This is a genomic window from Bradyrhizobium sp. USDA 3364 (assembly GCF_054056355.1).
This window is the reverse complement of record NZ_JBSRYG010000002.1, coordinates 2192709-2218806: the sequence shown is the minus strand read 5'-3', so window position 1 is coordinate 2218806 and position 26098 is coordinate 2192709. Positions and strand designations below refer to the sequence as shown.

12 protein-coding genes are annotated in these 26098 nt (G+C 65.6%); 4 read left to right on the top strand and 8 right to left on the bottom strand.

Going from position 1 to position 26098, the window contains the following annotated elements:
- Window positions 1-11: 11 nt before the first annotated feature.
- Window positions 12-8024: a cadherin domain-containing protein gene (locus ACVILL_RS10290; protein ID WP_456728948.1), complete on the bottom strand. Its 8013-nt coding sequence runs from the start codon at window positions 8022-8024 to the stop codon at window positions 12-14.
- Between the two features lie 887 nt (window positions 8025-8911).
- Between ACVILL_RS10290 and ACVILL_RS10285 the strand changes: the two genes are divergently transcribed.
- The 3 genes from ACVILL_RS10285 to ACVILL_RS10275 all read left to right on the top strand — a co-directional run bounded on the left by ACVILL_RS10285 (window position 8912) and on the right by ACVILL_RS10275 (window position 14711).
- Entirely contained in the window at window positions 8912-10087 is a 1176-nt protein-coding gene (locus ACVILL_RS10285; protein WP_456734231.1) for an efflux RND transporter periplasmic adaptor subunit, read from the top strand.
- The gene (locus tag ACVILL_RS10280) at window positions 10084-13254 is read left to right on the top strand and encodes an efflux RND transporter permease subunit (RefSeq protein WP_456728947.1); all 3171 of its coding nucleotides are present in this window, start codon (window positions 10084-10086) and stop codon (window positions 13252-13254) included. The genes ACVILL_RS10285 and ACVILL_RS10280 overlap by 4 nt, the downstream gene beginning before the upstream one ends.
- Before the next feature lie 266 nt (window positions 13255-13520).
- Complete coding sequence (locus tag ACVILL_RS10275; RefSeq protein WP_074125695.1) at window positions 13521-14711, top strand: ABC transporter substrate-binding protein; 1191 nt, start codon at window positions 13521-13523, stop codon at window positions 14709-14711.
- Window positions 14712-14866: 155 nt separating this feature from the next.
- Here the strand turns inward: ACVILL_RS10275 and ACVILL_RS10270 are convergent, their stop codons facing one another.
- The 5 genes from ACVILL_RS10270 to ACVILL_RS10250 form a co-directional block, all read right to left on the bottom strand.
- The gene (locus ACVILL_RS10270; protein ID WP_456728946.1) at window positions 14867-15256 is read right to left on the bottom strand and encodes an MAPEG family protein; all 390 of its coding nucleotides are present in this window, start codon (window positions 15254-15256) and stop codon (window positions 14867-14869) included.
- Between the two features lie 240 nt (window positions 15257-15496).
- On the bottom strand, window positions 15497-16582 hold the full coding sequence (locus ACVILL_RS10265) for a lipocalin-like domain-containing protein (RefSeq protein ID WP_456728945.1): 1086 nt from the start codon (window positions 16580-16582) through the stop codon (window positions 15497-15499).
- On the bottom strand, window positions 16572-18974 hold the full coding sequence (locus tag ACVILL_RS10260; RefSeq protein ID WP_456734230.1) for an FtsX-like permease family protein: 2403 nt from the start codon (window positions 18972-18974) through the stop codon (window positions 16572-16574). Before ACVILL_RS10260 ends, ACVILL_RS10265 begins: the two co-directional genes overlap by 11 nt.
- 155 nt (window positions 18975-19129) lie before the next feature.
- Window positions 19130-19783, bottom strand: a complete 654-nt coding sequence (locus ACVILL_RS10255; protein WP_456728944.1) for an ABC transporter ATP-binding protein — start codon at window positions 19781-19783, stop codon at window positions 19130-19132.
- A gap of 36 nt (window positions 19784-19819) precedes the next feature.
- Window positions 19820-20581, bottom strand: coding sequence for a class I SAM-dependent methyltransferase (locus ACVILL_RS10250; protein WP_456728943.1), 762 nt, complete (start codon window positions 20579-20581; stop codon window positions 19820-19822).
- A 237-nt stretch (window positions 20582-20818) separates the two neighbouring features.
- Between ACVILL_RS10250 and ACVILL_RS10245 the strand changes: the two genes are divergently transcribed.
- Window positions 20819-22135: an MFS transporter gene (locus tag ACVILL_RS10245; RefSeq protein ID WP_456728942.1), complete on the top strand. Its 1317-nt coding sequence runs from the start codon at window positions 20819-20821 to the stop codon at window positions 22133-22135.
- 234 nt (window positions 22136-22369) lie between these two features.
- On the opposite strand, the gene ACVILL_RS10240 is transcribed toward ACVILL_RS10245, so the two are convergent.
- A complete protein-coding gene (locus tag ACVILL_RS10240; protein ID WP_456728941.1) occupies window positions 22370-24088 on the bottom strand; it encodes an N-acyl-D-amino-acid deacylase family protein in 1719 nt (572 codons plus the stop codon).
- 162 nt (window positions 24089-24250) lie between these two features.
- Window positions 24251-26059 (bottom strand): chloride channel protein, encoded by a 1809-nt coding sequence (locus ACVILL_RS10235; RefSeq protein ID WP_456728940.1) that lies wholly within the window; start codon window positions 26057-26059, stop codon window positions 24251-24253.
- Between the last annotated feature and the right edge of the window lie 39 nt (window positions 26060-26098).

The following is a 26098-nucleotide window of genomic DNA, read 5'->3' as shown; positions in this document are numbered from 1 at the left end:
GTGACGCCCGATCACACGATCAGATCGTGATGGGCCTGGAGGGGATTGTCGACCACCGCGCCGCCCATGGCGGCGACTTGCGTCTCGTGACCCGTCCACCAGGGCGCGGCATTGGATTGCCCGCCGAACAGATCGGAGTGCGTCTGGGCATTCTGGGCAAACGACGCGACGTAGTCGGAGTGCGTCAGGGTGGCGGGCGCCGTGTTGGCCGTCTGCTGACCGGCGAATGTATCGGTCTGCGTGAACACGAAGTTCTGTGTGTGACCGGCGGTGGCCGTCGTGCCGTTGGCTTGCGTGACATCGGCCGCGGTCGGCAGCCTGCGCTCGCCGTCGGCGAGGCCGATATACATCAGGTCATGCACATCGGACGGCGAGGTGGAGTCGGGCAGTCCGAGCACATGCCCCAGTTCATGGACCACGGTGGTCAGGAGGTCGAGATGGCCTGCCGCCGCCGTCGACGAATCGGTCAGGAGATCGGTGCCGGAAGTGTTGAGGGCGTATCTGAACTCGAAATTGTCAAAGGGCGTCGGATCGATGAACCAGCCGTGTCCGGCGGCGTCAGTGTCGATCGTGATATGGCCGGCGCCCTCCTCGCCGACGGTCTGGCCCGCCAGATCGGCGACGCCGAAGGTCACCGCTTTCAGGGCAGCGAGCTGGGCCGCACTGGCGCCCGCGGCCGCCCACTGGGCGATCGCCGCCGACACCACCGAGTTGAGCTCGGCCTGCGTCAGATGCATCTCGCCCGTGTTCGGCGTCGACGCCTGCACGCCGCCCGATTCGGCAAGCAGCGGCAGCGTATTTGTTGTCGGCAGCGGCGGTGCGCCCTGGCTGAAATCAACGGTCCCGCTGATGCTGAACTTGGTCGGATCGGTTGAGCCGTTGGCGTTGTCCAGTTCCGTCGCTGTATTGCCGGCGGTCGGGGCATCTTGCGTAACCTTGACGGTCCCGAACGATTCCTTGATCCGCACAAACTGGCCGTTGCCAGCCTGACCCGCGATGTTCGAGAAGCTGTTTCCCGCCATACTCAAGAAAATCGCCGGAAACGGTCCAGCCCCGGGCGGGTTGGCTATGTCGGTAACCTGATTGTCCTGGACGAAAACGCCGCGGCCGCCGTTGACATGCTGGATCGTATTGTCGGTGATGGTGAGATCAGTTTCGCCGCCGCCGGTGACCTGGCCGCCAAGGCCCACGTTCACGCCGATGGCCGAACCGGCACCGCCGATCTGCGAGATGGTATTGCCATCGATCAGATACTTGCCGTTGACCGCGCCTTCATTCTGGATGCTGATGCCGTTGCCGACCGCGGATCCCGAGTTGGTGATCGCATCATTGCCGATGATGTTGTTCTCGATGGTTCCGTTGACGGTCCGATTGAACGGCGCGTTGCCATTGTCGAAATGGTTGATCGCGGTCGACCGCTGTCCGATGAAGGTGTTGCCCTCGATGTCGAAAGTGAGCGAGGTTGCCGCCGGATCGGTGGAGACATCAACGCCGGCATTGTTGTTGGTGAACATGGCGTTGAAGACATTCGCAGTCATGCTGGTGCCGCCGGAATTGGCGAAGACGCCGGTCCCGGTGATGATGTGAGTGGCGTCCGACACGGTATTGCCGGTGAAGCTGCCGCCGTTGACGGTCAAGCCCATCACCGAGGTCCCGGTGCCGAGGAAGTTGACGAGATTGCCATGCGGCGACGTGGCATTGCCGTGGATCGCAACGCCGTTGGCCGAGATCGTATTGTTGATCAACTGGAGGTTGGTCAGCGTACCGCTGCTGTTGCTGATCTGGATCTCGAATTCTTCGTTGTTGCCGATCGTCGAATTGCTGATAGAGGTCGCATGCGCACCATTGGAGGCGGTGCCGGTCAGCCCCGTGATGTTGATGCCGGACTCGTCGGTGGCGGGATCGTCGCCGTTACCGGTGATCGTGAGACGATTCAGCACCATGCCGTTGACGTTGGAGCCGCCGATGCCGTCACCGAAATTGTTGGTGATGTTCATGTTGCTCAGGGTGACGTCCTGCGTGGATGTCAAATTGACACCGTCGCCCGTGGTGTTCTGGATCGTGCCGCCGGAGCCGGCCGTCGTGCCGGTGCCGGTCACCGCAAGATGTCCGACGGTGCCGGTGTTGTTGAGGATGATGCCGTTGACGGCGCCGTTGGCGGAGATGTCGTGGAAGGTGAGGCCCGAGCTGCCGATGTTCGTGTTGACGACGTCGAGCGCGGTGCCGGTCGTGGACGTGATGGAGTTGCCGGTGCCGGTCAGCGTGATGGTGCCGCCATGGGTGAAGTTCATGCCGGCGCCGCTGGCCGTCTTGATCACGATGTCGGACATCGTGACGGTGCCGACATTGTTGCCGTCGTCGCTGATGCCTGCACCGCTCGAGGCCGAGGTATCGATGCTGACGTGCTCGATCTGGTGCCCGCCGCCGCCGACGAGATCGATGCCGCTGTCGGCACCTGTCACCTTGATGACCGGATCCGTTCCGGAGCCGACATTGGCGGTGACCACCTCGCCGGTCACCGGATTGGTGAATTGCAGCGTCTGGCTGCCGCCGATCAGGTTGACGCCGGCGGCGAGATTGATGCCGTTGGCTTCGGAGTAGGTGCCGGTACCGTGCTCGAGCACGACGTAGTCGCCGGTGCCTGCCGGATTCGCCGCGTTGAAGGCCGCGATCGAGGTGTACGGATCCGCCTGGGTGCCGAGGTTGGCGCTCGAGCTAGCTGAGTTGTCGATGTAGAATACCTGCGGCACGACGCCGACATGGAAGGTATGGGCACCCGATGAGAGCGGCCCGCCGGTGCCGGTGTTGCCGTTGTCGTTGACGCTCAGGGTGACGGTGTCGGAGCCGGTGAAGCCGTCGTCGCTGTTGTAGTTCAGCGTCGCCAGCGCGGTGTTGACCTGCGCCACGGTGCCGGTGAGCGTCACGGTGTGGCTGCCGTTGTTGGTGAAGCTCGCAAGCCCGGCGGTGATGAAGCTCAGGTTCGCATGGCTCGAGGATATCGTCGCCGTGACGTTGCCGCTGCTGGCGTCGACGTCGGCGACCGACAGGCCGGAGATCGCAAGATTGGTGTGCGAGAATGCGGTGCCGATCGAATTGTCCGCCGGCACCGTCGCGGTCGGTGCGTCGTCCACCGCGGTGACGCTTCCCGTCGTCGAGGCGGTCCCGGTGTTGTTGCCGCCATTCGCGGTGCCGCCGTCATCGTGCACGGTCAGGCTATAGGAGCGCGCGGTGGCGTCGGGATTTTCGCTGGTGTTGTTGAACTGGATCAGGTCCAGCGCCGCATTGTAGTGCGCAAGCGTGTCGGTGGGGCCGGTGAAGCTGATGGTCTCGGTCGAGCCGGTGCTGGTAATATCGAAGTGGATGTTGCCGATGTCGCCGCTGGTGCCGGCGTGGCCCGCGATCGAGAGCGCGTCCGACGGCTTCAGATTGTTCAGCACGAAGGTCGCATCGGTCAGGTTGTTGCCTTCCGCGTCCGTGATCGTCAGGTTCGGCGTGATCGTGACCGGGGTCGAGTTCGCCGCCGGCGTGCCGTTCGGCGGCTCGGAGAATCCGGTGATGGCGCCGAAGCTGATCACCGGCGCGTCGTTGACCGGCGTGACGTGGATGGTCGAGGTCGAGGTGTTGCTGTTCAGCGAGCCGTCATTGACCGTGAAGCTGACGGTGCGATCCGCTCCCGACGGGTTGTCGCTGTTGTTGAAATAGGTGACGGAATCGAGCGCGGCCTTGTAGTTGGCGACGCTGGACGAGCCGGTCAGCGTCAGCGTGCCGATCGCGGCGTTGTACGAGCCGGTAATGCCGTTCTGGTTGACGAAGCCCAGCACGTCCTGGCCGGCGACGAAGCCGCCGGTGATCTGAACCGTCGCGCTGCTCATGTTGGCGCTGTCGACGTCGGTGACGTTGACCGACGCGTCGATCACGGTCGCGGCCTGGTTCTCCAGATAGTCCAGCGTGCCGCCGGCGGTCGTGACCGGCGGATCGTTGACCGGGGTGACATTGATGGTGTCGGTGACTGGCGTGGAGTTCGCCGTGCCGTCATTGGCAATGATCGTGACCGTGCGTGCCAGGCCCGACGGGTTGTCGCTGGTGTTGAAATAGGTCACCGAGGCCAGCGCGGCCTGGTAGGCGGCGAGGGTGTCGGTGCCGGTCAACGTCAGTGTACCGGTCGCGGCATTGAACGTGCCGGTGATCGTGGCGGTGTTGACGAAGGCGAGGATGTCCTGCCCGTTGACGTAGTTGCCGGTGATCTGCACGGTGGCGCTGGCCAGCGTGGCGTTGTCGACGTCGGTCACCGTGATCGCCGGGTCGAACGCGGTGGCGGCCTGGTTCTCGGTGTAGTTCAGCGTATGGCCGGCGACGACGGAGGGCGGATCGTTGACCGGCGCGACATTGATGGTGTCGGTGACCGGGGTGCCGTCGAGCGTGCCGTCATTGGCGATGATGGTGACGGTACGCGGCGCCCCGGACGGATTGTCGCTGTTGTTGAAATAGGTCACCGAGGCCAGTGCGGCCTGATAGTTCGCGACGCTGGAGGTGCCGGTCAGCGTCAGCGTACCGGTCGCGGCATCGAACGAGCCGGTGATGCCGTTCTGGTTGATGAAGCCGAGGATGTCCTGGCCGTTGACGTAGCCGCCGGTGATCTGCATCGTCGCGGACGCCAGATTGCCGTCGTCGGCGTCGGTCACGGTGATCGCCGGGTCGAACGTGGTGGCGGCCTGGTTCTCGGTGTAGTTCAGCGTATGGCCGGCGGTGACCACCGGCGCCTGGTCGACGACGACCTGGATGGTGAAGGTCTGCTGGCTGTGCAGCGTGCCATCCGAGGAATCGACCGTGACGTCATAGGACGGGTCGGTACTGTTGATCTTGCTGGGATCGGCGACCGTAACGGCGCCGGTCGTGGCGTTGATGGTGAAGGCCCCGCCTGAGGTGTCGTTGACCAGCGAATAGGTCACCGGCGGTCCGTTCACGTCGATCGAGGAGGCCGTCAGGTGGACATAGCTGCCTGCCGGAGCGCCGACCGCGACCCGGTTCGCGCCGCCGTCGCTGTCGACCGGGGTCGACGGTGCGACGTCGGTGACCGCGATGGTGAAGGTCTGCGAGCTGGCTTGCAGGCCGTCGCTGGCGGTCGCCGTCACGGTATAGGCGTGGCCGGGCGCGGTTTCGTAATCGATCTTGGTCGGGTCGACGACGGTGATGACGCCCGTCGTCGCGTTGATGGTGAAGCCGCCGCCGGAGGTGTCGCCGGTCAGCGCATAGGTCACGCCCGGGCCGTTGACGTCGGCTGCGGCCGCCGTGATGCCGACGGTCGAGCCGTTGGCGGCGCCTTCGGCGATCGAGTTGGGGGCGCCGTCGCTGTCGACCGGGGTCGACGGTGCGGCGTCGTCGACGGCGATGGTGAAGGTCTGCGAGCTCGCGAGCGTGCCGTCGCTGGCCTGTGCGGTCACCGTGTAGGCATGGGTCGGGCCGCTGCTCTCGTAGTCGAGCTTGGTGGGGTCGGCGACGGTGATGACGCCCGTCGTCGCGTTGATGGTAAAGCCGCCGCCCGAGGTGTCGCCGATCAGCGAATAGGTCACGGCGGGGCCGTTGACGTCGGTGGCGTGCGCGGTGATGCCGACCGTGGTGCCGGCGGCCGCGCCTTCGACCACGTGATTGGCGGTGCCATCAGTGTCGACCGGGGTCGCTGGCGCAACGTCGGTGACGTCGATGGTGAAGGTTTGCGTGCTCGACAGCGTGCCGTCGCTGGCCTGGGCGGTGATGGTGTAGCTGTGGCCCGGACCGCTGCTCTCGTAGTCGATCTTGGTGGGATCGGCGATGGTGACGACGCCGGTCGTGGCATTGATGGTGAAGCCGCCGCCGGAGGTGTCGCCGATCAGCGCATAGGTCACCGGCGGGCCGTTGATGTCGGTCGCCGCTGCGGTGATGCCAACAGTGCTGCCCGCGGCCGCGCCTTCAGTGACCGTGTTGGCGCCGCCGTCGACGTCGACCGGGGTCGACGGTGCGACGTCGGTGACCGCGATGGTGAAGGTCTGCGAGCTGGCTTGCAGGCCGTCGCTGGCCTGCGCCGTCACCGTATAGGAATGGCCGGCGCCGCTGCTCTCGAAATCGATCTTGGTCGGATCGGCGACGGTGATGACGCCGGTCGTGGCATTGATGGTGAAGCCGCCGCCGGAGGTGTCGCCGATCAGCGCATAGGTCACCGGCGGACCATTCGGATCGACCGCCGACGCGGTGACGCCGACCGTGCTGCCGGCGGCCGCGCCTTCGGCCACCGCGTTGACGGTGGCATCGCTGTCGACCGGTGCCGATGGCGGCGCATCGGTCACGGCGATGGTGAAGGTTTGCGAGCTCGTCAGCGTGCCGTCGCTGGCCTGGGCGGTCACGGTGTAGGAATGCCCGGGGCCGCTGGCCTCATAGTCGAGCTTGGTCGGGTCGGCGACGGTGATGACGCCGGTGGTGGGGTCGATGCCGAAACCACCACCGGAGGTGTCGCCGGTCAGCGACCAGGTCACGGCCGGGCCGTTGACGTCGGTCGCTGACGCGGTGACGCCGACCGTGGTGCCCACGGCCGCGCTTTCGACGACGGTGTTGGCGGCGGCATTGCTGTCGACCGGGGTCGACGGCGCGACGTCGGTGACGCCGATCGTGAAGGTCTGCGTGCTGGTCGTGGTGCCGTCGCTGGCCTGCGCGGTAATGGTGTAGGTGTGGCCGGGGGCGGTTTCGAAATCGATCTTGGTCGGATCCGCGACGGTGACGACGCCGGTCGCCGGATCGATGCTGAAGCCATGGGCGTCGCCGACCAGCGAATAGGTCACGGCGCCGCCGTTGATGTCGGTCGAGTGCGCGGTGATCCCGACCACGGTGCCGATGGCCGCGCCTTCGACCACCGAGTTGGGCGTGGCGTCGGTATCGGTGGGCGCCGATGGCGGGGCGTCGGTGACGGCGATGGTGAAGGTCTGCGTCGACGAGGTCGCGCCGGCGGTCGCGTGCACGGAGATGGTGTAGGCGTGGCCCGGCGCGCTCTCGTAGTCGAGCTTGGCCGGATCGGCGACGCTGACGACGCCGGTATTCGGATCGATCTTGAAGCCGCCGCCGGATGTGTCGCCGGTCAGCGAGTAGGTGGTTGGCGGGCCGTCCGGATCGACCGCCGAAGCGGTGATGCCGACCAGGGTGTTGGCGGCGGCGCCTTCGACGACGCTGTTGGCGGCGGGACTGACGTCGACCGGCGTAGAGACCGGAACGTCATTGACGTTGATGGTGAAGGTCTGCGAACTGATGCCGCCATGACCATCGCTGGCCTGCACGGAGATGGTGTAGGCGTGCCCCGGGGCGGTCTCGAAGTCGACCTTACCGGAATTGGCGACGGTGACGACGCCGGTGGTGGGATCGATCTTGAAGCCGCCATTGGAGGAATCAGCGGTCAGCGAATAGGTGACGCCGGGGCCGTTGACGTCGGCCGACGATGCGGTGATGCCGACCAGGGTGTTGACGGCGGCGCCTTCATTGACGGCGTTGGCCGCGGCGTTGCTGTCGGTCGGTGTCGAGGGCGGTGCATTGCTGACCGCGATCGTGAAGCTCTGCGACGATACGAAGATGCCGTCGGTTGCCTTCACGTTGACGACGTAGCTGCCGCCGGAACTCTCGAAATCGAGCTTGGTGGGATCGGCAACCGACACCACGCCGGTGTTCGGATCGACCTTGAAGCCCCCATTGGAAGAATCAGACACCAGCGAATAGGTGACCGGAAGGCCGATCAGGCTGTCGGCATGCGCGGTGAGGCCGACCGGGGTATTGGCTGCAGCGCCTTCGACGACCGTGTTGGCACCGGAATTGGTATCGGTCGGCGGCGACAGGAAGCCCGGGACCGGCGGCCACAGCGTGCCGGGAGGGCAGCCGAGGTAGAGATACTGCAGACCATACGTGTCCACGAACGACTGGGCAGCCGGATCGAGGATGATGTGACCGGTCGGATCGAGATGAAGTTCGGGGCGGGTTAAACCACCGATTGTATAAGCCGGTATGGTGGTCATGGGCACTCCTGCGATCGGCCTTGGAAGCCGGTCAATAATTAGAACTGTTGGGTATGATCAGGTGTGAAGCGGTTCACACGTTGAAGTTGACGACGTGCGACCGGAGATCGCATCGGGTCGTCCTCAATTCGAGAAAGCCGCGATGTCCGCGGCGCCTTGTCAGCAGCAAGATCAAATGCGCTTGCCATTACGTAGTCGCCTTCACACACTCACACCGCGACTGAAAACCCAATGAATGTCCGAGAAAAATGCGGCGGCCAAAAAATTTTACAGTTTGGCAACCATGACCGTATTGGCGATATTTCCGAGTGTCAATGTGTGTCCGGATGACATCCGCAGCGTTAACCTTGATTCTGCCCGTGCAGCGGGAGGTAGAGTGCAGGAGCCTGGCCGTTTTTTTCGATCTGCAACCCGGTGGTTTCTCCGTCGAAAGTAGCATCGGACGTTGTGTGACGAATCTGTGAAGTGAACTCGCGCTGTGATTGATTCGAATGATCGGTCTGTGATCTTGCTCCGCCGAAAGGCCAGCCAAACTGTCCCTTTTCGTCGTCACGGCTTCGCGAGCGTGTCGTAAGGCTTTCAGACTACGTAACTATTTGCTTGATCCGACCGCCATCTTGAACAGACTGGGTGGCGGCTACATCTGTGACGTCCACCGCCGGCTTCGCGGCGGTCCATCCGCGATGAATCACTGCAATTTCAATTGCGACTTTCGTAGCCCTGCTTGGTCGGCGTGCGTCGTAGTCTTTGGGGAGAGGGAATTGAGTTCGATTGACAGAACGGAGCGTCCGGCTTCGATCACCGGTGTCGAGCATCGTTCGCTCCGCCGCCGCGCCTTGCTCAGCCGTTGGATGGATTCTCGGCTCGGCCTCGCGCCGATCGGCCTGATGGCCGCGCTGACGCTCGGCGGCTGCGACGACAAGAGCGCGCAATCGCAGGCCGCGCCTCCGCCGCCGCCGGTGACGGTCGCGCAGCCGGTGAAGCGCACGGTCACTGATTGGGACGAGTTCACTGGCCGCTTCGAGGCAATCGAGGAGGTTCAGGTCCGCGCCCGGGTCGGTGGCTTCGTCAACAGCGTCGAGTTCAAGGATGGTGCGATCGTCCATGCCGGCGATCTGCTCTACATCATTGATCCGCGGCCGTTCGAGGCGGTGGTGCTGCAGGCCGAGGGTCAGCTCGCCGACGCGCGCGCCAAGGGCGAGCTTGCCAAGCGTGACCTCGAGCGCGGGTTGAACCTGGTGCAGACCAGCGCGGTCTCGGAGCAGGTCGTCGACCAGCGCCGCCAGGCCTTGCAGGCGGCGCGCGCCGCCGAGACGCAGGCCGAGGGCACGCTAAAGGCCGCGCAGCTCAACGTCGAATTCACCCACGTGCTGGCGCCGATCACCGGCCGCGTCAGCCGGCATCTGGTGACTCCGGGCAACCTGGTGCAGGGCAGCGAGGGCGGGGCGACGCTCCTGACCTCGATCGTGTCGCTCGATCCGATCTACGTCTATTTCGATGTCGACGAGGCGACCTATCAGCGCAACAGCAAGCTGTGGTTCGAAGGCCGGCGGCCGAGCTCGCGCGATACAGCGAACCCGGTGCAGGTGGCGCTGACCGGCGAGACCAAGCCCTCGCATGAAGGCAAGATGGACTTCATCGACAACCGCCTCGACGTCTCCACCGCGACGCTGCGCAGCCGCGCGGTGATCCCGAACCATGATCTTTCGATCCTGCCCGGCCAGTTCGGCCGGGTCCGCATCATCGGCTCGTCGCCCTATGAGGCGGTGCTGATCCCGGACAGCGCCATCGCCACCGACCAGTCGCGCAAGATCGTGTTCGTGGTCAAGGACGACAACACGGTGGAAGCCAGGGCAGTCACGCTCGGGCCGCTCGATGAGGGCCTGCGCGTGATCCGCGAAGGTCTGAAGCCGGAGGACCATGTGATCGTCGACGGGCTGCAACGCGCCCGCGTCGGCGCCAAGGTGACGCCGAAGATGGCGCAGGCTCCGGCGGATGCCAAGCCAGCGGCAGGCGACAAGCCCGCGGAAGCTGCCAAGCCGGCGGCAGGTGCGAAGCCATGAATCTCGGCAGGCTTTCCATCAACCAGCCCATTCTCGCGATGGTGCTGTCGATCGTGCTGCTGATTGTCGGGGCGATCGCCTATCCGACGCTACCGGTCTCGGAATATCCGCAAGTGGTGCCGCCGACTGTCGTCGTCACCACGCAGTATCCGGGCGCCTCGGCGCAGACCGTGTCCGACACCGTCGCCGCTCCGATCGAGCAGGAGATCAACGGCGTCGAGGACATGCTGTATCTCTATAGCCAGGCGACCTCGAACGGCCAGCTCACCATCACCGCGACCTTCAAACTCGGCACCGACCTCGACAAGGCCCAGGTGCTGGTGCAGAACCGCGTCGCGATCGCGCAGCCCCGGCTGCCCGAAGAGGTGCAGCGCAACGGCGTGACCACGCGCAAGAACTCGCCCGACATCCTGATGGTCGTGTTCATGCTGTCGCCGGACGACACGTTCGACCAGCTCTACATCTCGAACTACGCGCTGCTGCAGGTCCGCGACCAGCTGCTGCGGCTCGACGGCGTCGGCGACATCCAGATGTTCGGCGCCCGCGACTACTCGATGCGGCTGTGGCTCGATCCCGACCGGATCGCCAATCTCGGCCTGACCTCGACCGAAGTGCTGGCGGCGATCCGGGCGCAGAACCTGCAGATCGCGGGCGGCCAGATCGCGGAACCGCCGATCGCCGATCGCGCGTTCCAGCCGAACCTCGTCTTCACCGGCCGCCTCAAGGACATCAGGCAGTTCGAGGACATCGTGGTGAAGGCTGGCTCCGACGGCCGTACCGTGCGCCTGCGCGACGTTGCCCGCGTCGAGCTCGGCGCGCTGTCCTACGCCACCAACAGCTTCCTGCTGCGCAAATCGGCGGTCGCGCTGCTGGTGACGCAGCGTCCCGGATCGAACGCGCTCGCCACCGCCAAGAGCATCTCGGACACGATGGAGCGGATGAAGGCGAGTTTCCCGAAGGGGCTCGACTACAATATCGGCTACAACCCGACCGAATTCATCGCCCAATCGGTGCATGAGCTGATCAAGACCATCTACGAGGCGATGGCACTGGTCGTCATCGTGGTGCTGGTGTTCCTGCAGGGCTGGCGGCCCGCGATCATCCCGATCATCGCGATCCCGGTGTCGCTGGTCGGCACCTTCGCGGTGATGGCCGCGCTCGGCTTCTCGATCAACAATCTGACCTTGTTCGGCCTCGTGCTTGCGGTCGGCATCGTGGTCGACGACGCCATCGTGGTGGTGGAGAATGTCGAGCGGCATCTCGAGCATGGCATGTCCAGGCGCGACGCCGCGCTCAAGACCATGGAGGAGGTCGGCGGCGCGCTGGTCTCGATTGCGCTGGTGCTGTGCGCGGTGTTCGTGCCGACGGCCTTCCTCGGCGGCATCTCCGGGCAGTTCTTCCAGCAATTCGCGGTGACGATCGCGGTCGCGACCGCGATCTCCTGCTTCTGCTCACTGACGTTGTCGCCGGCGCTGGCCTCGCAGATCCTGGTTCCGCATGAGGAGAAGCGTCCGCCGGCGCGCTGGAACATCATCGCGCGCGGCTGGGACAGCTTTACCGCGCTTTTCAACCGGGTGTTCGACCGGCTGGCCCACGGCTATGCCGCCGTGGCCGACTTCGTGATCCGGCACACGGTGGTGATGGTCGTGATCTATCTCGCGCTGATCGGCAGCGCCGGCTGGCTGCTCGCGACCACCTCGCAGGGCTTCATCCCGGCGCAGGATCGCGGCTACGTCATCATCTCGGCGCAGCTGCCGGGCGCCGCGTCGCTGGCGCGGACCACGGCCGTGGTGCGCGAGATCGAGCGGATCGCACTGGATACGCCGGGCATCGTTCGCGTCGCGGCGTTCGCCGGCTTCTCCGGCGCGACGCGCACACAGGCGGGCAATGCCGCGGCCCTGTTCCCGGTGTTCGACGAGCCGGAAGCGCGGCTGAAGAAGGGCCTGACGGCGAATGCGATCACCGCCGAATTGCGCAAGCGGCTGGCGGTGATCCAGGGCGCCTTCATCATCGTGATTCCGCCGCCGGCCGTGCCCGGTATCGGCACCGGTGGTGGTTTCACGATCCGCGTCCAGGACCGGCAGGGGCGTGGACCTGAACTGCTGGCCGCCGCGACCGACGAACTGGTGCTGGCTGCACGCAAGTCGCCTGCGCTCACCTCGGTGTTCTCGCCGTATTCGGCGAACACGCCGCAGCTGTTCGTCGATATCGATCGCGTCAAGGCGCAGAAGCTCGGGGTGCCGATCGCCAACATTAACGACACGATACAGACCTATTTCGGCTCGACCTACGTCAACGACTTCAACCTGTTTGGCCGCACCTATCACGTCACCGCCCAGGCAGACCTGCCATTCCGGAAAGACACCCCCGATCTGTCGCGGCTGCGCACCCGCAACGCCGCTGGCGACATGGTGATGCTCGGCAGCATCGTGGACTTCAAGGACGTCTCGGGACCCGACCGCGTCGCGCGCTACAATCTCTATTCGGCGTCCGAATTGCAGGGTGAACCGGCACCGGGCGTCAGCTCGACGACGGCGCTCAACACCATCAAGAAGCTCGCCGACGAGACGTTGCCGTCGGGCTTCTCGTTCGAATGGACCGACCTGTCCTATCAGCAGGTGACGGGTGGCAATGCCGGCCTCTACGTGTTCCCGATCTGCGTGCTGTTCGTCTATCTGGTGCTGGCCGCGCAATATGGCAGCTGGACATTGCCGTTCGCGGTGATCCTGATCGTGCCGATGTGCCTGTTCGCGGCCACGATCGGCGTGCGCATCATGGGCCAGGACGTCAACATCCTGACCCAGATCGGCTTCGTGGTGCTGGTGGGATTGGCCGCCAAGAACGCGATCCTGATCGTCGAGTTCGCGCGCGACATCGAGCTCGAGGGCCGGCCACGGCTCGAGGCCGTGATCGAGGCGTGCCGGCTGCGGCTGCGGCCGATCCTGATGACGTCATTCGCCTTCATCCTCGGCGTGTTGCCGCTGGTGGTGTCGACCGGGTCGGGCTCGGAGATGCGCCAGGCGGTCGGCGTCGCCGTGTTCTTCGGCATGCTCGGCGTCACCCTGTTCGGCCTGGTGTTCACGCCGATCTTCTACATGGTGGTGCGCAACCTCGCCGAAGGAAAGAACGAGGGCAAGCCGAAGGAACCGGCGGCTGCGGCGGGGTAGTGGGACTTGGCGTTCCACGGCAGCAAGTCTTTCCCCGTCATCCTGAGGTGCGAGCCCTTGCGAGCCTCGAAGGATGCACGGCCACTAGCCGGGCCGTCGACCCTTCGAGACGCGCGTTCCGCGCTCCTCAGGGTGACGGGGAATTACGAGCACGCGTCGCCGCAAGCCCATACTTTTGGCTGAGCGGAAAGAGATGGGCAGGCGCGGGGTTATAAAATAATGTCGCGCCGATTTTTTCATATAAAAGCTGCCGGGAGAGCATAACGATGAAGTCGGGATTTTTGGCCGCGGTTGCGGCGTGCAGCCTGATGCTGGCGGCGCCGGCGATGGCGCAGGGCGTCAAGATCGGTATCCTGAACGACCAGTCCGGCGTCTACGCCGATTACGGCGGAAAGTATTCGCTCGAAGCGGCGCGCATGGCGGTCGAGGATTTCGGCGGCGAGGTGCTGGGCCAGAAGATCGAAATCGTGACCGCCGACCATCAGAACAAGCCGGATCTTGCGACCGCGATCGCGCGGCGCTGGTACGAGGTCGAGAACGTCGATATGATCACCGAGCTCACCACCTCATCGGTCGCGCTCGCGGTGCAGGAGCTGTCGAAGGAAAAGAAGAAGATCGACATCGTGGTCGGCGCGGCGACCTCGCGCATCTCGGGCGACGCCTGTACGCCGTACAGCTTCCATTGGGCCTATGACACCCGCGCGCTCGCTGTTGGGACCGGCGGCGCGCTGACGGAAGCGGGCGGCAACACCTGGTTCTTCCTGACCGCCGACTACGCCTTTGGCTACGCGCTGGAAAAGGACACCAGCGACATCGTCGCGTCGAAGGGCGGCAAGGTGGTCGGTTCGGTCCGCGTGCCGCTCAACTCGTCGGACTTCTCGTCCTTCCTGCTGCAGGCGCAGAGCTCGAAGGCGAAGATCATCGGGCTCGCCAATGCCGGCCTCGACACCACCAACTCGATCAAGCAGGCGGCCGAGTTCGGTATCGTGCGCGGCGGCCAGAAGCTTGCCGGCCTGCTGATGACGCTGTCGGAGGTGCACGGTCTCGGGCTCGAGGCGGCGCAGGGTCTCGTGCTCACCGAGGGCTTCTACTGGGATCACGACGATGCATCGCGCGCCTTCTCCGAGCGCTTCTTCAAGCGCACCAGCCGGATGCCGAGCATGATCCATGCCGGCACCTATTCGGCGACGCTGAGCTACCTCAAGGCGGTCAAGGCCGCCGGCACCAAGGACAGCGATGCGGTCGCCGCCAAGCTGAAGGAGCTCCCGGTCGATGACGCCTTCGCCAAGGGCAAGGTGCTCGCGAACGGCCGCATGGTGCACGATCTCTATCTGTTCGAGGTCAAGAAGCCCTCGGAATCGAAGAAGCCCTGGGACTATTACAAGCAGATCGCCGTGGTGCCCGGCGACAAGGCATTCTTCACCGCCAAGGAAAGCGGCTGTCCGCTGACGAAGTGATGGTGGTGTCGTCCTGGCGAAAGCCAGGACCCATTACCCCGGCTGGATGTTGTTGCATCACGCCGTGGCCATCAGATTGCCCATAACCACGCCCTGTGGTTATGGGTCCTGGCCTTCGCCAGGACGACGGCGGTGGTTGTTGCCCGATCGCGTCTTCAATGCACCAGCCGCCACACCGCGCCGCCGAGCGCGCCGGCCCACAGGATGATCGAGGCCGTCGCCTGGATCGCGAAGCCGGGGGTGCGCTTGGGCACCGCCTCGCGATAGCCGAGAAAATAGACGATGCGGCCGACGATCCAGAGCAGGCCGACGATCGCGGCCCAGGGATCGCCGACATAGACCGCGAACAGCCACAGCGACGGCAGGAAGATCACCGACCATTCCAGCGTGTTCATCTGGATGCGGTAGATGCGCTCGAAATCCGCATTGCCTGATATGGCCGGCAGCTTCACGCCGTAGCGGATGCGGGCGCGCGCGACCTGGGTGGCGAAGAAGAAGTACAATGCAACTGCAAGGCAGGTGACGATGGCCGTGTAGGGATACATGTCAGGCGTGTCCTCTGGTTTTCGTTGGCCCCATGCCATGACGGAGCAGAAGCGGCCGTTGTGACATGCCGACGATGTCCTAGTGTCCCGAATCCGAAGTTCGCATCATTTGCCGCACCTTCGGAGCGAACTTCGGATTCGATAAGGACACTAGCAAGCTTATGATTCTAGTGTGCTTTATGAATGCGAAGTTCGTGAAAGTGGCTGCCGCGAAATCGCACGAACTTCGCATTCAGCACACTAGTACCCCGTCATCTCAAGATAACCCAACCCGGCGTGGCTGCCTGTGAAGTGGATCGGGCCCTCCCAATAGGGGAAGCTGGTTCCCATCCAGGCCTTCGGATTGAGCGGCGTGGTCTCGATGGCGAGGCCGCGCGCGGGCAGGGTGATGCGCCACGATGTCGGCAGCTTGCGGCCGCCCACCTCGGCGGTTGTGACCGGCATGATGCTGTTGCTGGCGGCGGCGATCTCGGCCGAGCGGCCGTCCGGGGTGATCCAGTTCCCGAACAGGTTTTCGCGGCCGTCCTTCTGGCGCAGCCGGTACAGCATCAACTTCTCGTCGCCGGGCAGATGCAGCGAGAACCAGTCCCAGCCGGTCTGGTCGGCCGCGAGCGGCTGGCTGCTCCATTCGCGATCCATCCAGGCCATGCCGGCGACGTCGACCGGCTTGCCGTCGATTACGATGCGGCCCGCCGCCGTGTAGAACGGCTGGCTGTAATAATAGGAGGCCTGGCCGCGATCCGATTTGCGGCTGTAGCCATGGTCGCCTTGCAGCACCAATGCACGGTCGGCATCGAGGCGGAGCGCGGTTGAGAAGTCGGCGGCGGAGGCCTTGAGCTCGAGCGGCGCAACGCGCCGCGCGTCGAAGTCGTTCAGCCCGCGCATCTCCCAGGCATCGATCCAGGCGTGGAACGGCGTGACGTCGACACCGGCCTGCTCGACGCCGCCGCGCGCAAACGTCTCGCTGAAGCGATGCGTGGTGGCGCTGGTCACCGCCGCATGACCCATCCAGAGCTGCCGGTTGGCCCATCCCTCGGCCGGTCCGCCCGGCTTCATCGCCTGCCGGAACAGCGTCCATTGCGCGCCATAGGCCGCGCCGTTCGCATCGGAGAGATTCGCCGTCACGTACCACCACTCGATTCGGAACTCGGGATGCGGGCCGTGATCGGCGGGAAATGCGAACGGCTTGCCCGGCGTGACGGAGGCGAATCCCTCGGCGTTTTCGCCGAGCCCGGCAAAGCCCTGCGCAAGAGCCTTGCCGCCGAGTGCCAACGCCAGCGCGCCGCCGGCAAAGGCGCGACGCGTGATGGCGGCGCTAGCGCTCATTGACGAAGGTCCGGATCAGGGTGGCCGGCTGCATGCGGGCCAGTCTAGCAACCGGCAGCGACGCGGCACAGAGTGCTGCAGCCATCGCGACCGCAAGCAGCTCGATCAATTGCAACGGAAAGACGTGGAAGGGCAGCCGCCAGCCGAACGCCTTCACGTTCACGATCGCAAGCAGGCACCACGCCACCAGAAGGCCAAGCGGCAACGCGAACAGCGCGGTGATCAGCGCGACCGCCATGGTCTTCAGCAGTTCGAGCGCCGCGAGCCGGCGCCGCGTCAGCCCGATCGCCCATAGCGGCGCCAGTTGCGGCAGCCGCGAATTGGCGAGCGTGAGCAGGCTGGTCAGCAGCGCGATGCCGGCGACGCCGAGCGTGAAGGCGTTGAGCGCCGCCGTCACCGAGAAGGTGCGGTTGAACACCCGCCTCGATTCCCGCTTCATCGTGGCCTGGTCGGCGACGTTGCGGTCGTCGAGGCCGAACTGCTCCTGCAACGCCGTGATCAGCGGCGCGATCTGATCGGGCGCGACGCGCAGGCCAAGGCGCGTCTGCGGCGTCTGCGGGAAGCGCCGCGTCAGCGCGGCGAAATTGACCGCGATCTGGCCCTTGGGATTGCCGTAATCGGCATAGATGCCGACGATCTCGAGCGGCCAGTTGCCGCCGGGGGCGGGCACCTCGATGTGATCGCCGATCGCAAGCTTCAACCGCCGCGACAGCTGCTCGCTGACGAGGCAGGTGTCGCCCGGCCGCAGCCTGACCCAGGCATTCGCGGTGCTCTCGAGCAACGGCCAGTTGTCGCGATAGGTGGTGTGGTCGGGCAGGCCGAGCACCTCGATCGGCGCGCCGCCGAGCTGGGTGTCGGCGCGGCCGCCCGGCAGGATGGCTTGCACCTCCGGCCGGTCGCGCAGCCAGGCCTTGATCTCCGTCGCCTGCTTGTCGCTGGCGGCGCTGATATAGACGTCGGCGGCGAGGCGGCCGTCGAGCCAGACCAGGAAGGTGCGGCTGAAACTCTCCACCATGGTGCCGACGCCGACATTGACCGCGAGCGCGAGCAGCAGCGCCATCAGCGCCAGCGACAGACCGGATAGCTGCTGGCGGCTGTCGGCCCAGAACCAGATGCCGACCGGCTGCCGCGCGCTTCGCTGGCCGACTGCGAGCGCGATCTGCAGCACCATCGGCAGGATCAACGCCGCGCCGAGCATCAGCGCGGCCAGCACGGCGAAGCCCGCGATCAGGGAATCGCCGAACTGGATCAGCGCCGCGGCGACCGCAAACACCGCGACCGCCGCCGCGCTCTGGAACATCAGCCAGCGACGCTGCGCCTGCTGCCAGGCCTGCGGCTGTGCGGTTGCCAGCACCGGCATCCGGATCGCCTTGGCAAGGCTCGCGGCGGCCGCGGCGAGCGCGCCGAGAATGCTGATGGCGATGCCGGCGAACCACCAGACCGGCTTCAGCGAAAGCTGGCCGGGAATCTGCGCGCCATAGAGCCCGCGCAGCGAGGCCGCGACGTCGGGCAGCAACGCCGCCGCGATGAAATAGCCGCAGACGAGGCCGATCAGGCCGGCGACCAGCGCCAGCGACACCAGCTCGATGACAAGGACGGTGTTGAGCATCCGCGCCGACACGCCGCAGGCGCGCAGCGTCCGCAGCATCGGCAGCCGCTGCTCGAAGGCGAGGCCGATCGCGGAGTTGACGATGAACAGGCCGACGAAGAACGACAGCAAGCCGAAGGCGGTGAGGTTGAGATGGAAACTGTCAGTCAGGCGTTCGAGGTCGCTCTCCGCGCTCGGCTCGACCAGGCGGAGTTTTTCACCCGCCACGCTATCGAGCGCTGCGTGCGGAGCTTTCGATTTGCCGACCAGCAGGCGCGACACCTGGCCGGGCATTTTCAGAATGTCCTGCGCGATGCCGATATCGACCACCAGCGCGCCGGGCGCGAGCTCGGCCTGCACGCGCAGCGGCGGCAAGGTCGTGCCGTTGGCCTGCGGCCGCTCGCCTTCCTTGAGGCCGAGATCGCGCAGCGTCTCCGGCGCGACAAGCATTTCGCCGGGCGGCGTGACGAAGGCTTGCAGGCTGCCGCGTCCCACCGCCGGCGCGTTGCCGACCTCGGACGGCAGCGTCACCGGCTCGATGCCGAGCAGGCGGAAGCTGCGGCCATCGATCTGGACGCGGCCCTCCAGCATCGGCGACACCGGCCAGCCGGCGCGGCGCAGATCGACGAACAGACTTTGCGGGAAGGTCGCGCTGTCCTTGCCGACGAGGACCGCGGTGCGCGAACCGCCGAAGGTCGCGGCGGCACGGTCATAGGCGATCCGCGCCTGCTGGTTCAGCGCCTGCACGCCGCTCCACAGCGCGGTCGCCGAGATCAGCCCGATCAGCAGCGTCGCAAGCTGCATCGGATGCCGCCGCCAGTGGCTGAGCAGCACAGCGAGGATCCAGAGCGCCCTGGAGCCTCTTCCGTTCCGATTGGATCGGAACGGGGCTCCAGATTCTTGCTTTGACGCGTTTTCTTCACGCGAACCGGTATCCACTTCGCTCGAAAACGCTCCGGTCACGTAATCACCCCGGCGTGCAGGTTGACCTGTCGGTCGAGCGTCGCGGCGAGCCGCGCGCTGTGGGTGACCATCAGGAAGCCGCAGCCGGTGCGAACGACCAGATCGCGCGCGAGATGCAGCACCTCGTCGGCGGTATCCTCGTCGAGATTGCCGGTGGGCTCGTCGGCGAGCAGCAGCAGCGGCTTCGGCGCCAGCGCGCGGCCGATCGCGACGCGCTGCTGCTGGCCGCCGGACAATTGCTCGGGATAGCGCTTGAGGAAATTCTTGAGGCCGAGGCGCTCGACCAGCTCATCATGCCAGGCCGCATCGTGCCGGCCGGCAATGCGCGACTGGAAGATGAGATTGTCTGCAACCGTCAGGCTCGGGATCAGGTTGAACTGCTGGAAGACCAGGCCGAGCCGGTCGCGGCGCAGCTCGGCGCGGCCGGCATCGTTGAGCCCGGAGACGATGCTGTCGGCGAGGGCGATCTCGCCGCTGTCGGCGGCATCGAGCCCCGCGATCAGATGCAGCAGCGTGCTCTTGCCGCTGCCGGATTCGCCGGTCAGCGCCACGCTCTCGCCGGTTGCAACGGCAAGGTCGACGCCGCGCAGCACCGCGACGTCTTCACCGGCAGAGCGGTAACTCTTGGTCAGGCCGGTGACGCGAAGCACCGCGGCGGTCTGGTCAGATGAAGCGATGGCCGTGCCTCATTGCGGCTTCTGGTATTTCAGGACGAACTCGTCGATCGGCACCGGCGCCTTGAAGACGGGAATGTCCTTCGGGTCCTCCGCATGATGCAGGAAATCGCCCTCGGCGACCAGCTTGAAACCGGCGGCCTCGATCTCCTGCTTCAGGGTGCTCTCCTCGATCCGGTGCAGCGTCTTGGCGACACTGGTGCCTTCGCCTGGCTTGGCGGAATGGTCCGCGATGACGAGGTAACCGCCCGGCTTCAGCGCGGCGAACATCTTCTTGTTCATCACGGCGCGATCGACCGGCAGATACGAGATGTCGTGATAGAAAAAGAAGAAGGTGATCATGTCGAGGTCCTTGACCTCGGGCGGGATCGGGTCGTCATAGTCGCGCACCACATGGACCACGTTCTTCATCGCGGGCGCCTTGGCGCGGGTGTCGAACTTGTCCTTCACGAAGCGCTCGAGCACGGCCGCCGAATCCTGCGCGTAGACCTTGCCCGACGGGGCGACGGTGCGGGCCAACAATTCGGTGCTGTAGCCGGCGCTCGCCGCCATGTCGAGGATGGTCATGCCGGGCTTGACGTCGGCAAAGGCGAGCATCTTGGCGGGCTGGCGGCGCTGGTCGACCTGGCGATCCGCGTCGCTGCGATCGGGGGCGGCAACGATCGCGGCGTAGTCGGGGCTTGCGGTGTCGTCCGCGCGGACGGCCGTCGCAGCGAGGAGGGCGGTGGACGCGAACGCAGTGCAGGCGATCGCGCGAAGGATCAATCTGTTCATGAAATAACCCAACCTTTAGTAACCTTGGCTTTTCGTGGCTCCCGAACATAGCAGCGCCTCCATGACAGATCACCGCTTCGCGGCCACGACGACGCGATCGTGATCGGCCGTGACAGGCGCGGCGGGTCGTGCGACCCCCGGGAAAATGCGTTGTTGCGTTGCGCGGCGAGGCGTGGCTAGCATCGCCGATCGGGGCCGATTTTACGAAGCCCAAAACGAAACGACGGGGAGCCAGACATGACAACGCAGCCGACGCCCAAAGGGATGTCAACGGGGACGCCCAAAGGCGCCTGGACAATCACCTTCCTCCTGTTCCTGTTCATGGTGGTGAACTTTGCGGACAAGATCGTGGTCGGGCTCGCCGGCGTCCCGATCCGGAAGGAGATGGGTCTCACTCCGGAGCAGTTCGGCGATCTCGGCTCGTCCTTCTTCTACCTGTTTTCGATCTCTGCGATCGTGGTCGGCTTCATCGTCAACCGCGTTGATACGCGCTGGGTGCTGCTGATCCTCGCGGTGATCTGGTCGCTGGCGCAATTTCCGATGATCGGCACCGTGAGCCTCACGACGCTGATGATCTGCCGTATCATCCTCGGCGCCGGCGAGGGACCGGCCTTCTCGGTCGCCGCGCACGCGATCTACAAGTGGTTTCCGGACGAGAAGCGCACGCTGCCGACCGCGATCCTGTCGCAGGGCTCGGCGTTTGGCGTGATCCTCGCGGTGCCCGCGCTGAACTGGATCATCGTCAATCACAGCTGGCATCACGCGTTCGGCGCACTCGGCATCGTCGGCCTGCTCTGGACCGTTGCCTGGTTCGCGCTCGGCAAGGAAGGGCCGCTGGTCTCGACGACAGCCGTCGCCGCCGACGAGCCGCGGATTCCTTACCTGAAGCTGTTGACGTCGCGCACCTTCGTCGGCTGCGTGATCGCGACCTTCGGCGCCTATTGGGCGCTGTCGCTCGGGCTGACCTGGTTCACGTCCTTCATCATCGAGGGGCTCGGCTTCTCGCAGCAGCAGGCCGGCTTCGTCTCGATCCTGCCCTGGATCTTCGGCGCGACGATCGTGCTCCTCACCGGCTGGATCTCGCAGCTGATGCTGGCGCGCGGCTTCACCACCCGCGGTGCGCGTGGCGTGCTCGGCGCGGCGCCCTTGGTCCTTGGCGGCTGCATTCTCGCGACGCTGCCCTATGCGCCGCCGGGCGGGGTGATGATCGCAGCGCTGGTGATCGGCTCCGGCCTGTGCGGCTCGATCTATGTGGTGTGCCCGCCGATGCTCGGCGAGTTCACGCCGGTGTCGCAGCGCGGCGCGGTCATCGCGATCTACGGCGCGCTGTACACGATCTCCGGCATCCTGGCGCCGATGGTGATGGGCAATGTGATCCAGCATGCCGCCACGCCGATGGCAGGCTACATGACCGGCTTCACCATCAACGCCGCGATCATGGTGGGATCGGGCCTGCTCGGCCTGCTGCTGTTGTGGCCTAACACCGAGCGGGCGCGGCTGACCGGTCAGGCGCAACCGTCGGGCACGATCAAGGGCGCAATGTCGCCGACGTAAACGGGAGCGTTGCCCCTGCCCTGGGGAGGGTCGGATCACATTGCGCTTCGCTCCGTGCGCAACGACCCTCCCTCTCCAGGGGAGGGTGAAGTGGCGTCACGGTTTGTATCAATGTCGAGCGCCGGTAGCCCGGATGAAGCGGAGCGAAATCCGGGGGCACTCTGCCCGCGGATGGGGCCTATCCCGGATTGCGCTTCGCTGCATCCGGGGTACGCACCGATCGCTGCCTCTATCTCAATTCAATCCGCGCGCGCCGCGGACGAGCTTGCCCGGCCGTGCGCCGGTGGCCTTGCCGCCGCGCTGAGTCACCACGCCTGAGACGATCGTCGCGTCGTAGCCGTCGACCTGTTGCAGCAGGCGGCGGCCGCCGACGGGAAGGTCGTAATGCACCTTCGGCGGGTGCAGGTGCAGCCGGTCGTAATCGATCACGTTGACGTCGGCCTTGAAGCCCGGCGCGATCACGCCGCGATCATGCAGGCCGACCGACAGCGCGGTCTTGCGTGACTGCGCCGCGATCACGAACGGGATCGAGAGCTTGTCGCCGCGGCTGCGGTCGCGCGTCCAGTGCGTCAGGAGATAGGTCGGGAAGCTGGCGTCGCAGATGATGCCGCAATGCGCGCCGCCGTCGGACAGGCCGGGCACGGCGCTGGGCTCGCGCAGCATCTCGTGCACGGCGTCGAGATTGCCGTCGGCATAATTCAGGAACGGCACGTAGAGCATGCCGCGGCCTTCGTCGGTCAGCATCGCGTCATAGGCGAGATCTTCCGGTTGCCGGCCCTGGCGTCGCGCCTGCGGGCCGAGCGCATTCTCCGGCGGCTGTTCATAGTCCGGCGGATTGCCGAGCAGATACATCTTGTCGTAGTTCGGCCGGAAGAACAGCGGATCGTCGGTCGCGGTCGCGCTCTCGCTCAGGATCGCGGCGCGTACCTCGGGCCGGCGCAGATGCGCGAGCCGCTCGGTCAGCGGCAATTTTGCGATCTCGCGATAGCTCGGATGGGTCTGGAACGGATTGCGCGACAATTCGAGCCCGAGCAGCAGTCCGACCGGGCGAGCCGCGATCTGGGTCGTGATCGACAGGCCGCGGGCGGCGGCCTGATTGATCGTGTCCATGGTCTGCCGCCAGCGCCGTGGTGCCTTGTCGGCCTGGGCGACCGAGAACGAGATCGGACATTTTGTGTTCTCGGCGACCCGCAGCATCATCGGCAGGTCTTCGTGGACGGTGCTCTGGTCGAGCACGAATTGCAGCACGCTGCGGCCGACGCCGTGCATCGCGCCGGCGATCGCGGTCAGTTCGTCTTCGCCGGCCTTCAGGGTCGGCGTGTAGTCGCCGGTCGAGGTGCGGTGATTGAGCGTGCGCGAGGTCGAGAAACCCAACGCGCCCGCACGCACCGCGTCGCCGGCGAGCGCCGCCATCTGTTTGTTGTCCTCGGGCGTTGCCGGATCGCGGCGCGCGCCGCGCTCGCCCATCACATAGACGCGCAGCGCCGCGTGCGGCAGCTGCGCACCGATATCCATGTCGAAGCTGCGCTTCGACAGCCATTCCATGTAGTCGGGGAAGCTCTCCCACGCCCAGGGAATGCCGGCGGAGAGCACCGGCTCCGGAATGTCCTCGACGCCTTCCATCAACTGGATCAGCCTGTTGTGGTCGCTCGGCCGGCACGGCGCGAAGCCGACGCCGCAATTGCCCATGATCGCTGTGGTGACGCCGTTCTGCGAGGACGGCGTGATGTCCTGGCTCCAGGTCACCTGGCCGTCGTAATGCGTGTGGACGTCGACGAAGCCCGGCGCGACGAGCTTGCCGCGCGCGTCGATCTCTTCCTTGCCCTTTGCCGAGACTTTGCCGACTTCAGTGATCTTGCCGCCTGAGATCGCGACATCGGCTTCATAGAGGTCGCCGCCTTTGCCGTCAGCGATCGTGCCGCCGCGGATCACGAGGTCTGGGGTCGAGGTCATGGCATTTCATCCCGAGGCTGTTTTTGATTGTCCGGCATCATGGGTGACCCCTTGATGCTGTCAACCAGCGCCGATGAAGCTCTGGGATGCGCTGGCAGGTCTTCGCGCTCTGGCGTTGCCGCCCGGCGGAAATTTGTTCCACCGGGCAAGACCACCGCTGATCTATCGTGTGCCGAAGAAGGCCGTCTTCTGGGTCTCTTCGGCTTGCAGCCTGGCGCGCACGCGCATCAGATCCTTCCAGCCGATATAGCCGACCAGGCGCTGGTCCTCGCGCGAGATCACAGGCAGATGCGAGATGTTGACCTGCATCAGGCGATCGGCGAGCCGATCGAGATATTCATCGGGATAGGCGACGGTGATCTTGCTGCCCGCCAGCAATTGGCCGAGCGTCGCGGTGCGATGCTTGCCGGCGCGGCGCCAGCGCAGCACCGATGGCGGGTCGATCACGCCGAGCACGTGATGGTTGGCGTCGACGACCGGGAAGCTCGGATGACTGGTCTTCGGGTTGGTCAGGAACGCTGCCGCGCCATGCAATGTCATGGTGTCGGAGACGCTGTCGACCGCCTTGGTCATGACGTCGCGCACCCGCGTCAGCGCGAATGGATCGACGCGGTACTCGCGCACCAGATGGTGGCCGCGCCGCGCCACCTTCTCGGTCAGGATCGAGCGCCGCATCAAGAGCACCGTGACGCCATGCGCGCTGCAACAGGCTGCGATCAGCGGCAGCAGCACGTGGGTGTTGCCGGTGAGCTCGACCGCGAAGAAGGTCGCGGTCAAGGGTGACCGCATCGTGCCGCCCATCGTCGCCGCCATCGCCAGCAGCGCCCAGAAGCCGGGGCTTGCCGCCGGCAGATAACCGCTCAGCGCGGTCCCCATCGCACCGCCCATGATCAGCAGCGGCGCCAGCACGCCGCCCGAGGTGCCGGAGCCGAGCGCGACCGACCAGATCACGGCCTTCACGACGAGCAGCAGCAGCGCCGCCTTCAGCACCACGTCGCCGCGGAGCATCGACGCCAGATTGTCATAGCCGACGCCGAGCGCCTGCGGCTCGATCAAGCCGCCGAGACCCACGACCAGGCCGCCGATCAGCGGCCACCACATCCAGTGGATCGGCAATTTGAGGAAGATGTCCTCGCAGCCGTAGACGAGTTGCGTGAGCACGCCGGACAGCAATCCGGACAGGATTCCGATCAGCATCCAGGTACCGAGCTGGAGCAGCGAGATGTCGACGCTGCCGGTGAACGGAAACAGCGGCGCCGGCATGTGCAGGAAGGTGCGGCCGACGGCGGCCACCACGGCGGCGACGGTGACGGGAATGAAGCTGCGCGGCGTCCATTCGAACAGCAGCAGTTCGACCGCGAGCATGATTGCCGCAATCGGCGTTCCGAACACCGTGGTCATCCCTGCGGCGGCGCCCGCCACCAGCAGGGTCTTGCGCTCGTTGTCCGTCACCGGGAGCATCTGTGCGATCAGCGAGCCGATCGCGCCGCCCGTCATGATGATCGGGCCTTCGGCGCCGAACGGGCCGCCAGTGCCGATCGAGATCGCCGACGACAGCGGCTTCAGGATCGCGACCTTGGGGTCGAGCCGGGAGCGGCCGAGCAGAATCGCCTCGATCGCTTCCGGAATGCCGTGGCCGCGGATCTTCTCGCTGCCGAAGCGCGCCATCAGGCCGATGATCAGCGAGCCCGCGACCGGCACCAGCACGGTCCAGAGGCCGAGCGGCGAATCCTGCAGTCTTAGATCCGCGAAGCTGAATTGGCCGAAATAGGCGATGTTGGTGGCGAGCTTGATCAGCTCGAGCAATCCCGCACCGGCCAGGACGCCGGCGGCTGAGACAAACACGGCGATGGCCGAGATCACAACGACGCGCGGATCGGTCGTGAAATCGCTCAGAAGGTGGCTGGCCTTGTCGCTGATCTTGGTGCTGGTGTTGGCGGAGGCGTTCGATTTGGTGGAGATGACGCTCATTGGTGACGTAAGGCTCGGCTGAAATGGATGCCGCGTCAT